An 11,354-nucleotide genomic window follows, 5' to 3' on the forward strand; every position below is an offset into this window, starting at 1 on the left:
GATGCTTCCGCTTGACGGACTTCTCGTCATCGCCATCGAGCAGGCGGTTGCCGCCCCCACCTGCACGGTTCGGCTTGCCGACGCGGGAGCCCGCGTCATCAAGATCGAGCGTGCCGAAGGCGAGACCGCCCGCCATTACGACAAGGCGGTCCACGGCACGAGCGCCTATTTCGCCTGGCTCAACCGCGGCAAGGAAAGCGCCGTCCTTGACATCAAGGACGAGACCGACCGCGCGCTCGTCGAGCGCATGGTGGCCGGAGCCGACGTGTTCGTGCAGAACCTCGCGCCCGGAGCGGCATCTCGCCTCGGCCTTGGCGCGAAGGAACTCGTCGCGCGCTACCCGCGGATCATCGCGGTCGACATCGTCGGCTACCGGCAGGACACCAGCTATCGCGACATGCGGGCCTACGACATGCTGATCCAGGCCGAGTCCGGCATCTGCGCCGTCACCGGCACAGCCGACACGCCTGTCAAGGTGGGGGTGTCGCTCGCCGACGTGTCGACCGGAATGAATGCGCATGCGGCGATCCTCGAGGCGCTGATAGAGCGCGGCATCACCGGGCGCGGCAAGGCGATCGAGATCGCTATGTTCGACGCCATGGCCGACCTGATGAGCGTGCCCCTACTCCATCACGTCTATGGCGGACGCGAGACGCCGCGCACGGGGCTCGCCCACGCCTCGATCTTCCCCTATGGGCGCGTGTCGTGCAAAGACGGCGACGTGGTCATCGTCGTCCAGAATCCCGGCGAATGGCGGAGGCTATGCGAGGGCGTCCTGCAACGTGCCGATCTCGTTGCCGATCCGCGCTTTGCCGACAACCCGTCTCGGGTGAAGAACAGGGCGGAGCTGTCGGCCATCCTTGCCGGCGTCTTCGCCGGCCTGACCCGGTCGCAGGCGATCGAGCGGCTGGAGAAGAATGCGCTGGCGTGGTCGAGCGTGTCCACCGTCGCGGATCTGGCACGGCATCCGGCTCTCGCCAGGCTGGCGCTCGACGTGCCCGGCGCCGCCTTCGAAGGCGTGGCATCGCCGGTCCGGCGGCATGTGAAGGGCGGCCCGGTCCCCCCACTCGGCGAGCACACCGACGCAATCCGCGCCGAATTCCCGGAGGTCGCCGAATGAACGATAAAGAAGTCGCTCACCTTCGCGAGTGGATTGGCCGCGAGGAGCAGGCCTGCGAATTGCTGACGCCCACCCTGGTCGAGCGCTTCGAAGCGACGCTCGGTCGGCAACTGACGCGGATTGCGGACGAGGCGCCGGTGGCCATCCACTGGTGCCTTCATCAGCCAGCGGTCGCGCCGGATGGACTGGGACGGGACGGACATCCCGCGCGTGGCGGCTTCCTGCCGCCGGTGCCGCTGCCCAGGCGCATGTGGGCGGGTGGCGAACTCTCCTTCCTCGCGCCGCTGCGTGTCGGCGATGAGGTGACGCGCATCTCGCGCATCGCCGACGTCGCCCACAAGCAGGGCCGCACCGGCGAACTCGTGTTCGTCACCGTCGAGCACGAGGTTCGTTCCGGCGGGCTGCTCGCCATCCGGGAGCGTCAGGACATCGTCTATCGTGCGATGGAGACTGGGGCCTCCACGCCGGTGCCGGCCACCGCCGAGCCGCACCCGGCCGATCATTCGGAGCAGGTCGAGGCGACGACTACGCTGCTCTTCCGCTACTCGGCCCTAACCTTCAACGGCCACCGCATCCACTACGACCTCGACTATGCGCGCGATGAAGAAGGCTATGCCGGCCTCGTCGTCCACGGCCCATTGCAGGCGACGCTGCTCCTGCATCTCGCATTGCGCGTGAAGGGCGCCACGCCCGCCCGTTTCGCCTACCGGGGCGTTGCGCCCCTCATTCTTGGCCGCGCCTTCAGCGTCAACGCAGTGAAAACCCCGGAGGGCTTTGACCTCTGGACGGCCGGCGAGGACGGCATCACCCGCATGCGCGGCGTCGCGCAATTCCCCGCAGCCGATTGAAGAGGAGTTGCCGGAGGTGGTTCCGCGAGGTATCCGCTATCTCGACCTTCGGGCCTAAAGCTCTCTTCCTCTCGGCCCCACTGCGCCATCCGGTGGGCCATCCGGCTTTTTTCAACGCTCCTCCGCCCTATCATGACGCTGGATACAGCGGTGACGCGTGGCATCACTGGCGCAAGCGAACGCCCCTACACTTCGGCCCGGCATCCGATCGGGGATCAGTAGAGCTTGCCGCGCGCCGTTACCGGCCAGACGGTCTCGACCCGGTCTCCACGGATCCCGACATACCAATCGTAGAGATTGCAGGTGGGATCGCAATGGCCGGGGATCAGCTGCAGGCGCTGGCTGATCCTCAGTCGCCCAAGAGGGTCGTCCAATTGGCAATGCTCATCTGAAAGCCCCTTGCAGCTTACCCCGTCCAGGCTGTGGACGGCCGGCAGGCCGCTGTCCACAGCGAGCGCCTTCAGCCCCGCATCCGTCACGGCACGGCCCGAAGCGAGGCTCATGACGGAGGTCAGCACGAACAGCGCATGCTCGAAGCCCGCATCCGGTCCGAGCACGCGGCGATAGTCGGCATCCATGAAGATGTAGGAGCCGCACTGCAACTCGTTCCACACGCCGCTGGCCGCTTCGTGCCTGTAGGTGCCTGTCCCGGCACCGCCGACGATCTCGCAGGTCAGTCCGGCAGCGGCGATCATCTCGACGGTCTGGCGGGTCAACGCCTCGGCGGAGACGATCGCGCACCGGCGCTCGGCCTCGGTCGCCAGATGCTGGGCACGCCCGTGATAGGCTTGAATGCCTGCGAAGCGAAGGCCTGGCGCGGCAGCGATGGCCAGTGCCAGGTCGCGGGCAGGAAGGCCGGGGGCGATGCCGCAGCGCCCGGCGCCGCAATCTATCTCGACCAGGACCTCCAGGGTCACGCCGGCACCCCTCGCGGCCGAGGAAAGATCGGCCACGGCTTCCGGATCGTCGGCGCAGACGATGATCCGCGCGCGCTTGGCCAGCCGCGCGAGCCGATCCAGCTTCGCGGGGTCGCGCACCTCGTTGGCCACCAGAATGTCGGTTATCCCGGCGCGCACCATCGCCTCGGCTTCGGACACTTTCTGGCAGCAGATCCCGCAGGCCCCGCCGCGCTCCATCTGCAGCCGCGCGATGTCGGCGGATTTGTGGGTCTTGGCGTGGGCGCGCAGGCGAACGCCACGCTCCGTCACGAACCGGCGCATCCGTTCGAGGTTTCGCTCCAGCGCGTCGAGATCGATCAGTAGCGCCGGCGTCTGGACTTCGTGTAAAGCCATCCCCGGCAAGGCGGGAACGTCGAAGCCCGGCTCGGCATCGCGCAGAGACAAATCTTGGATCAAGGTGTTCACCGAAATCTCCTTCGCGCTTGAGCTATGCCTTGCCTGGCGGCATTAACGCAACATATTTTGTAAGGCATTGGAACAATATAGTGGCGGATCGTTTGAGAAGCAGTCCTTTATCGAACCCGGGCGGCGCCCTCACGGCCAGTGCCAAGTCGATTTTCCGGCTGCTCGCCGCGCGTGGTCCGGCGACACGCCCGCAGCTCGGCGAGGCGCTGGGCCTGTCGCGGCCGACAATGTCCGCAGCGATCTCCGAACTCGAGGAAGTCGGCCTCGCCAGCAAGATCGGCGAGGTTCAGGGACCGCTGGGCCGCAAGGCCGCGGTCTATCGCCCCGGTCCCGCCTCTGGCCATGTCATTTCGATCGACGCCGGGTCGACCCACGTTCGGCTGCGCGCGTCGACGGTCGATAGGCGGCACCTGCACAGCCGCGTCTACCGTCTGCCGTCCAGCCAACTCGTCCTGGGCGAGGAGATCAGCGGCGCCGTCGCCGAGGAAGTCGCCGCCACGCTGGCGGAAACAGACCCCGGCTGGGGCTCTCTGCGCATGATCGGAATTGCGCTGCCGTCGCGCGTGGTCGGCCCTCAGGGCGATCGGAGCGCAACCCGGCAACAGGAGATCTTCAGCTGCTTCGAGCCGCCGGCGGATGTCCCGATCCTGCTCGAAAACAATGTGAACTGCGCGGCCGTCGCCGAGCGGTCGAACGGCGTCGCCAAGGATTCCGAGACTTTCGCCTACGTCCAGATCGGGCTGAAGATCGGCGTCGGCATCATGCTGGACGGCAAGTTGCTGCGCGGAAAGAACGGTGCCGCCGGCGAAATAAGCCACCTGGCCTTTCCCTTTGCCGATGGAGCGCGCCCGATTCCCGGCGAGATCGAACGCTACATGGGCACCGAGGCGCTGATGCAGCGCGTCGCGAAACAATGGCCCGCATCCGAGGGCGCCCCGCCGGTGGACGCGGCCGATCTGATGGCGCGCGCCTCCCACGGCAACGCAGCGGCGCTCGAGCAGGTCACACGGCATGCTGAGGATATCGGCGCCATCGTCGCCAGTTGCGTCAGCATGGTCGATCCCGGCCTGGTCGTTCTGGGCGGCGGGCTGGGAGCCAATCCGCTGCTCCTGCCCACCGTGCATGAGGTCGCGAACCGCCTGAGCTACCCCGTCGAGGTACGTACCAGCTCCCTCGGCCAGGATGCGACAGTGCTGGGCATCGAGAAGCTCGCCTGCGACAGCGCCGTCGACCTGCTCCTCGGCGAGCCCCGAGCCTGACACTCCGCGCCCCGCATGGCCAACCATGGCGCGCAGAACAGGTCCCCCTCTCCGTCTCGGCTTCGCCGAGCCACCTCTCCCCCACTTTGTGGGGAAGAGGAAGGGCGCCGAGAAAGCGGGCGGTGATTCCTCTCCCTCACGATAGTGGGGGAGAGGTGGCTCGGCGAAGCCGAGACGGAGAGGGGGACCTGCCAAGCATGAGGGAAGGGACCTTTCCAGATGTGTGAATGTCGTCGGTTTCCAGGGTGCATTACGATTCCCGTTGCAAACCCGAATATTTTTGTTAGGCTGCCTAACATAATAGCTTGCCCACGACCGGTCCGGCCTTGGGGTGTTTTCAACGGGAGTGAAAAATGATCGCATCGATGTGCCGCGCGGCCGTCCTGGCTACAAGCGCAACTCTTCTGGGTTCGGGCGCGCTTTCGGCCCAGGAACTGCAATACTGGGTCTATTCGGACTTCGCCCAGGGCGATGCGCTGAAGCTCCAGCAGGAGTTCATCGCCGAGTTCGAAGCGGCGAATCCGGGCGTGAAGATCGTCATTTCCGGCAGGGGCGACGATGATCTGACCTCCGGCCAGGTTGCCGGCGCGGCGTCGGGCACCTTGCCGGACGTCTTCATGAACGGTCTTGCGGTCGGCGCGCAATTGGTCGAGGTCGGTGCCCTGGCCAACATCTATCCCGAATGGATGGCGATGCCGCAGGAGTACAGGGATCAGTTCGATGCCGACGCGATCAAGAGCTGTTCGCCGAAGCCGGAGACGATGTACTGCATCCCCTATACCGGCTTCGGAGAGATCCTGTACCGCAATCTGACGGTGCTCGAGGCGGCGGGCATCGACACCAAGACGCCCCCGGCAACCTGGGAAGATTGGTACGCCCAGATGGTCAAGGTCAAGGAGAGCGGCAAGTTCGCAATGCCGGACCAGACGCAGGTCTTCAATTCCGTGGCCAGCATGTACGCCGTGGGAGGCGACAAGGCCAAGTGGGGCATCGATTTCGAGAAGCGCCAGACGCTGATCGAGCCGGAGCCCATGGCGCGCACCCTGCAGATGTTTATCGACATGGCGCCGATGCAGAGTGGCACGAGCCGCAATGACCAGGCCACCAAGGACCTGTTCATCACCAACCAATTGGCTTTCCATGTCGTCGGTCCGTGGGTCAATCCGAGCTACGCCCAGGCGGCGGCCGAATCCGGCTTGAAGTACGACTTCGTGCTGGTGCCGGGCAGCACCGCGGGCGATCACGGCGGCATCAAGAGCTACGAGTTCGTCAGCGTTTCGCCGGGTCCGAACCGCGAGATCGCGTGGAAGTTCGCGGCTTACATCACCGAGAAGAAGCAGATGGCCCGCTGGGCGAAGCTTCTGTCCCGCTACAATGCCAACGCCGCGGCCATGCAGGATCCGGAAGTCACGGCTTTGCCGCTGATCGTGAAATCGGTAGAGGCCGTGAAATACGCCATGGACGTGATGCCGCCCTATTTCGTCGGTGCCGTGCCGAACTGCTATCGCTCGACGATGACCGACATGGCTTCGGCAGTGGCGGATGGCGAGTACACCGCTGAAGAAGGCGCCGAGGAACTTATCGCCGAGCTGAACGACTGCCTCGCGAAGTAAAGCGAGGGCGACATGGCGCGGCGCTCCAGAGCAATTCCAGCAAAAGTGCGTAGCGGTTTTGCGTCCGGAATTGCGTAAAAACAAATAGATAGAGCCTTTTCGCGGTTCGAAGAAAAGCGGAAATGCTCTATCGGCCGCGCCACTTTTTCCGCCTGCCCCGACCGGATATGTCATGAGTGCCAGACGACATCTGCCGCATTATGCGATGGTATTGCCCTTCGCCTTGCTGTTCGCGGCCTTCTTCCTCTACCCGATCGTCAGCGGGTTTTATTACAGCTTTCACGACTGGAACGCGGCGACGGAAGCCCGTTTCGTGGGATTGGCCAACTATGAGGCCGTGCTGAATTCGCGCGACTTCTCGCGCGCGATGAGAAACCTCTTCCTGTACATCGCCATTACCGTGCCGCTGGGTATTTCGGTGGCGCTCGCGCTGGCGCTTCTGGTCGACAGCTTCACCGGCTTCTGGGCGAATTTCTTCCGAAGCGCCTTCTTCCTGCCGGTGGTCCTCCCCGCCTTCCTCGCCGCGACGATCTGGCGCTGGATGTATGCGCCCAATTTCGGCCTGGTGAACATGGTGCTCGGCTGGTTCGGGGTACCGTCGATCAATTTCCTGAACGACACCGGCACCATGCTCTACGCGCTCATCGCCGTCGATGTCTGGGTCTCCGCAGGCTTCAACATGGTCATCCTGCTCGCCGGCCTGAAGAACATCCCGCAAGACCTTTACGAGGCCGCGCGGCTCGACGGCGCCGGCCGGATCCAGCAGGTCCGCTACATCACGATCCCAATGTTGGCGCCGGTCCTGTTCTTCGTCGTCACCTACGGATTCATCTCCGCGCTCCAGGTCTTCGACGTGCCGTGGCTGCTGACGGGGTCGTCCTTCACCGCCTATGGCGGACGGCGCAGCGCGCTTCTGTTCCCGGTCATGGACATGATGGGGCGGGCCTTCGGTTCCGTCCAGTTCGGCGAGGCCACCGCCTACGGCTTTCTCCTGACCATCGTCATCATTCTCTTCACCGGGCTGATGTTCGGCTTGCGTGCCTGGAGGACGCCGAAATGAACGACGCCTCCGCAACCAACCGGGCCATGGTCGCCGATTTGTGGACCTGGCGATTCCTGAAATGGGTCGTCGCCATCTGCGTGGCGATCGTGGCGGTGTTCCCGATCTGGTGGATGGTCAACGTGGTCTTCGCGGACCCGGGCACACCGGTCTCGATCAACCCCCGGCTTTATCCGACGTCGCTTTCGTCCGGTCTCGCCAAGATCCAGATGATCCTGACCGAGACGCAGTATCTGCGCGCCTATTTCATCACGATCGCCTACGCGCTCCTGACCATCCTGGGCGTGCTGTTCATCGGCTCGATGGCCGCATTCGAATTCGCGCTGTTCGACTTCCCCGGCAAACGTCTGCTGTTCGGGCTGGTGATGCTGTCGCTGATGGTGCCCACCATCGTGACCATCATCCCGACCTACCTGCTGGTGGCCGATCTCGGCTGGCTGAACACCATGCAAGGGCTGGTGGTGCCTGGCCTCGCTTCGGCCTTCGGGCTCTTCCTCTTGGTGCAGTTCATGCGGACGCTGCCCATGGAGATGATCGAGGCTGCAAGGCTCGACGGCGCGAGCCATTTCAAGATCTACTGGTACATCGCGCTTCCGCTCTCCAAGAACGCCATGGTGACCTTGGCGATCCTGACCTTCATGCGGACATGGGGCAATTTCGCGTGGCCGCTGATCGTGGCGCCGAAGCCGGAGATCTATACGGTCGGCCAGGTCGTCGGCCTCTTCAACGCACCCTTCTCGCATCAGACCGTGGACGTGGTGATGACGGCCAATCTCCTGGCCGTGCTTCCGCCGCTGATCTTCTTCCTGATCTTCCAGCGCAAGATCGTCGAAGGCATCGCCATGTCGGGCTCCAGGGGCTGAACGGACACAGTTGAGAACAATGGCTGAACTAGAAATCACATCCATCTCCAAATCCTTCGGCACGGTCGAGGTGCTGCGGGATGTCAATCTGAAAATTCGCTCGGGCGAGTTCGTGGTGTTCGTGGGCCCCTCGGGCTGCGGCAAGTCCACGCTGCTGCGGATGATCACCGGCCTCGAGACCGAGAGTTCGGGCGACATCCATATCGACGGCAAGCGCGTCAACGAGGTTGATCCGGCCAAGCGCGGTACGGCGATGGTCTTCCAGTCCTACGCGCTCTATCCGCATATGACGGTGGCCGAGAACATGGGCTTCGGCCTGAAGATGGCCGGCGAACCGAAAAACGTGATCCGCGAGAAGGTCGCCCAGGCGGCGGGAATCCTGCGCCTGGAACAGCTTCTCGATCGCCGGCCCGGGCAGTTGTCCGGCGGCCAGAAGCAGCGCGTCGCCATCGGCAGGGCGATCGTGCGCAACCCCAAGGTTTTCCTGTTCGACGAGCCGCTGTCGAACCTCGACGCGGAACTGCGCGTCCAGATGCGTGCCGAACTCATCGACCTTCACCGCCGGCTGGGCGCGACGATGATCTACGTCACCCACGACCAGGTCGAAGCGATGACGCTGGCTGATCGCATCGTGGTCATGCATGGTGGCGTCGTGCAGCAATATGGACGGCCGCTCGACCTCTACGACGATCCCGACAATCGTTTCGTGGCCGGTTTCATCGGTTCGCCGAAAATGAACTTCCTGGATGCCGCGGTGAACGAGGTCGGATCGGACCATGTCACCCTCGGCAACATTGGCGGAAGCGGCCGCACCCTGCGGCTTCCGTTCCGAGGTTTCGACGCTTCCGTCAAGCAGGTCGTCCTGGGCGTTCGCCCGGAGCATGTCAGCTTGGGATCGGGCGGGCCGGATGAGCTTCCTGTGACAGTGAGCTTCGCCGAGGAATTGGGCGATGTGACCTATATCCACGGCAAGCTGCCGGCCGGCAATCCATTGATCATCCGCAGCGACAAGGGGCGCCACGACGGTCAGGACACATGCGCCGTGACGCTCGATTCCCATGGACTGCGCCTGTTCGACGCCGCTGGCCGTCGTCTGCGAGAGAGCAGGACCTGACGGCAATGACGAGTATTCATGTGGTGCCGCTGGCTCCCGACGCCGGCGTGGTCGGTGTCGACATCGGCGGAACCAAGACCCATCTGCGTCTGCGCAACCGCTCCGGCGAGCGCGACCTCATCATTCCAACCAGCGACTGGCGACGCCGCGAATGGCGGCGAGATGCCACAGCCCTGATCGAACTCGTCGAGCGCTTTGCCGAAGGCGCGCCGCTCGCGGCGATGGGCGTCGGCGCACATGGCTGCGACGACAAGGAGGAGTGCCAGTCCTTCGAGGACGCCTTCAACGCGGTGAGCTCCTTCCCCGTGCGGGTGGTGAACGACGCCGAGCTTATGCCCGCGGCTCTCGGGATGAAACGGCAGATCGGCATAGTGGCCGGCACAGGTTCGATCGCGGTGTGCCGCACGGCGGAAGGCGAGATGCTGGTCGCCGGCGGCTGGGGCTGGATCATCGGCGACGAAGGCAGTGCCGCCAGCCTCGTTCGAGAAGCTGCCCGCGCCGTGGCGCTGCATCTCGACCGTGGTGGATCGCAGGGCGAACCGCTCGTACGCCGCCTGTTTGCGGAACTGGCCATACCCTCGGCCGCCCGCATCGGAAGCCGGCTGGGAAGCCTCGGCGGCGCTAAGGAAATCGGCAGCCACGCAAGCCTGGTCTTCGACGCGGCCGATGAGGGCTCCGCCCTTGCCGATACGGTCATCCGCGAGGGCGGCCGTGCCTTGGCTGAACTCGTCGCCCGCCTGCGGCTGCGAGGATCCCATGCCACCGCCGTGGTGGCCGGCGGAAGCGTCATCGCATCACAGCCGAGGCTGTGGGAGGCATTTCGCGCGGGCGTCGTGGATATCTGCGGTCCGCGGATGTCCTTGCACCTTCACAAGGGTCCGCCGGTCGAAGGCGCGATCGTGCTGGCCGACCGGCTGGCGGCCGAGCAGGCACGCAATTCATGATGAAATCCAGAAAGGTAGAGAGATGAGCTATCGTTCCACCGTCGCGCGGCAACCCGAGTCGCTTGCCGACACTTTGACGGCTGCACAGGCCGAACTTTCGGGTCTCGACCTGAAGCCCTTGGCGTCGGGCGTCGCGGTGGTGACCGGCGTCGGTGCAAGCTACGCCGCCGCGGTCGTCGTGGCCGCCGAACTGCAGCGCCGCGGCCGGCGCGCCTTCGCCGTTCGCTCGGGCGAGATGATGGCGGGCTACGACCTGGCGGATACTGTGTTCGCTCTGTCGCATCGCGGCCGCAGCGTCGAGACGGTGGAAGCGCTGCGGAAACTGCCTGAGGCAAAGAGCCTGGCGATCACCAACAATCCGGAGAGCCCGCTCGCGAATGCGGCGACCTATCACCTCCAGCTCGACAACGGTTCCGACGCCACCCCGTCCAGCACGGGTTACACGGCGACGCTGCTGGCCGCCGGCGTGGCGGTCGATGCGATCCACAGCAGTGGAGGAGCGGATTGGAGCACTTTGCCGGCCCTGACCGCCGAAGTGCAGCGCCGCGCCGCCGAGAAGATGCCGCGACTGGCCGAACTCTTCCGTGATCGTCGTGCGATCGACTGCGTGGGAGCCGGCGCTGCGATCGGAACCGCCGACGGCGCCTCGCTGCTGCTGCGCGAGGCCGCGCGCCTGCCGGCTTCCGGCTATGAGACCCGGCATTACCTCCATGGCCCGATGGAATCGATGGATGCGACGACGGGCGTCGTCCTGTTCGGCGACGGCCGCGAAATAGCTCTGGCGCAAAACCTCGATGAGATCGGCTGCCCCGCGCTTCTCATCACCAGCAACACCGAAATCCGCGACACCGGCAAGCTGACGGTGGTGAACGTTCCTGCCAGCGACGATCTGATCCTGCGCGGCATCACCGACATCTTCACGGCTCAGCTCCTGGCAGCCGAACTGTCGGACGCCGCAGGCCTGACCGATGTGAAGTTCCGCTACAAGCAGAGCGATACGAAGATTCTTGACGAGGCGGCGTAGTCCGTTTGCTTGAGACCGGGAGTGTTAGACCAGGGTCGTGATGTTTGACCCCTGCGCAAATTCACCCCTTCTGTCCGCTTCTGTCCGGCAGGACATCTCCCCCACAAGGCTATCGGATTCACACATCCGACGGGCTGTCCGGAGC

At 64.8% G+C, this 11,354-nt stretch carries 10 protein-coding genes; 9 read left to right on the forward strand and 1 reads right to left on the reverse strand.

What is annotated here, in order from left to right:
- Position 1: 1 nt before the first annotated feature.
- Positions 2–1,120 carry a CaiB/BaiF CoA transferase family protein gene (locus ACCO56_RS20735; RefSeq protein WP_433642742.1) on the forward strand — a complete coding sequence of 373 codons (1,119 nt, stop codon included), beginning with the start codon at positions 2–4 and terminating at the stop codon, positions 1,118–1,120.
- Entirely contained in the window at positions 1,117–1,968 is an 852-nt protein-coding gene (locus ACCO56_RS20740; protein WP_433642743.1) for an FAS1-like dehydratase domain-containing protein, read from the forward strand. The genes ACCO56_RS20735 and ACCO56_RS20740 overlap by 4 nt, the downstream gene beginning before the upstream one ends.
- Positions 1,969–2,183: 215 nt before the next feature.
- Here the strand turns inward: ACCO56_RS20740 and ACCO56_RS20745 are convergent, their stop codons facing one another.
- A complete protein-coding gene (locus tag ACCO56_RS20745) occupies positions 2,184–3,323 on the reverse strand; it encodes a DSD1 family PLP-dependent enzyme (RefSeq protein WP_433642763.1) in 1,140 nt (379 codons plus the stop codon).
- 89 nt (positions 3,324–3,412) lie between these two features.
- Between ACCO56_RS20745 and ACCO56_RS20750 the strand changes: the two genes are divergently transcribed.
- The 7 genes from ACCO56_RS20750 to ACCO56_RS20780 all read left to right on the forward strand — a co-directional run bounded on the left by ACCO56_RS20750 (position 3,413) and on the right by ACCO56_RS20780 (position 11,209).
- Positions 3,413–4,591 (forward strand): ROK family protein, encoded by a 1,179-nt coding sequence (locus ACCO56_RS20750; RefSeq protein WP_433642744.1) that lies wholly within the window; start codon positions 3,413–3,415, stop codon positions 4,589–4,591.
- Between the two features lie 353 nt (positions 4,592–4,944).
- A complete protein-coding gene (locus ACCO56_RS20755; RefSeq protein ID WP_433642745.1) occupies positions 4,945–6,204 on the forward strand; it encodes an extracellular solute-binding protein in 1,260 nt (419 codons plus the stop codon).
- A gap of 172 nt (positions 6,205–6,376) precedes the next feature.
- Positions 6,377–7,264 (forward strand): carbohydrate ABC transporter permease, encoded by an 888-nt coding sequence (locus ACCO56_RS20760; RefSeq protein ID WP_433642746.1) that lies wholly within the window; start codon positions 6,377–6,379, stop codon positions 7,262–7,264.
- A complete protein-coding gene (locus ACCO56_RS20765; protein WP_433642747.1) occupies positions 7,261–8,127 on the forward strand; it encodes a carbohydrate ABC transporter permease in 867 nt (288 codons plus the stop codon). Before ACCO56_RS20760 ends, ACCO56_RS20765 begins: the two co-directional genes overlap by 4 nt.
- Positions 8,128–8,146: 19 nt before the next feature.
- Positions 8,147–9,241, forward strand: a complete 1,095-nt coding sequence (locus tag ACCO56_RS20770) for an ABC transporter ATP-binding protein (RefSeq protein ID WP_433642748.1) — start codon at positions 8,147–8,149, stop codon at positions 9,239–9,241.
- A gap of 5 nt (positions 9,242–9,246) precedes the next feature.
- Positions 9,247–10,185, forward strand: a complete 939-nt coding sequence (locus tag ACCO56_RS20775) for an N-acetylglucosamine kinase (RefSeq protein WP_433642749.1) — start codon at positions 9,247–9,249, stop codon at positions 10,183–10,185.
- Between the two features lie 22 nt (positions 10,186–10,207).
- Complete coding sequence (locus ACCO56_RS20780; RefSeq protein ID WP_433642750.1) at positions 10,208–11,209, forward strand: SIS domain-containing protein; 1,002 nt, start codon at positions 10,208–10,210, stop codon at positions 11,207–11,209.
- Positions 11,210–11,354: the final 145 nt, after the last annotated feature.

The sequence above is a fragment of the Mesorhizobium sp. 1B3 genome (assembly GCF_050958605.1).
Lineage (GTDB): Bacteria > Pseudomonadota > Alphaproteobacteria > Rhizobiales > Rhizobiaceae.

Bases quoted from the DNA above. Each gene is read 5' to 3' on its own strand.
- ACCO56_RS20780 (WP_433642750.1), top strand. From the start codon at position 10,208: ATGAGCTATCGTTCCACCGTCGCGCGGCAACCCGAGTCGCTTGCCGAC.
- ACCO56_RS20760 (WP_433642746.1), top strand. From the start codon at position 6,377: ATGAGTGCCAGACGACATCTGCCGCATTATGCGATGGTATTGCCCTTC.
- ACCO56_RS20765 (WP_433642747.1), top strand. From the start codon at position 7,261: ATGAACGACGCCTCCGCAACCAACCGGGCCATGGTCGCCGATTTGTGG.
- ACCO56_RS20740 (WP_433642743.1), top strand. From the start codon at position 1,117: ATGAACGATAAAGAAGTCGCTCACCTTCGCGAGTGGATTGGCCGCGAG.
- ACCO56_RS20755 (WP_433642745.1), top strand. From the start codon at position 4,945: ATGATCGCATCGATGTGCCGCGCGGCCGTCCTGGCTACAAGCGCAACT.
- ACCO56_RS20770 (WP_433642748.1), top strand. From the start codon at position 8,147: ATGGCTGAACTAGAAATCACATCCATCTCCAAATCCTTCGGCACGGTC.
- ACCO56_RS20775 (WP_433642749.1), top strand. From the start codon at position 9,247: ATGACGAGTATTCATGTGGTGCCGCTGGCTCCCGACGCCGGCGTGGTC.
- ACCO56_RS20735 (WP_433642742.1), top strand. From the start codon at position 2: ATGCTTCCGCTTGACGGACTTCTCGTCATCGCCATCGAGCAGGCGGTT.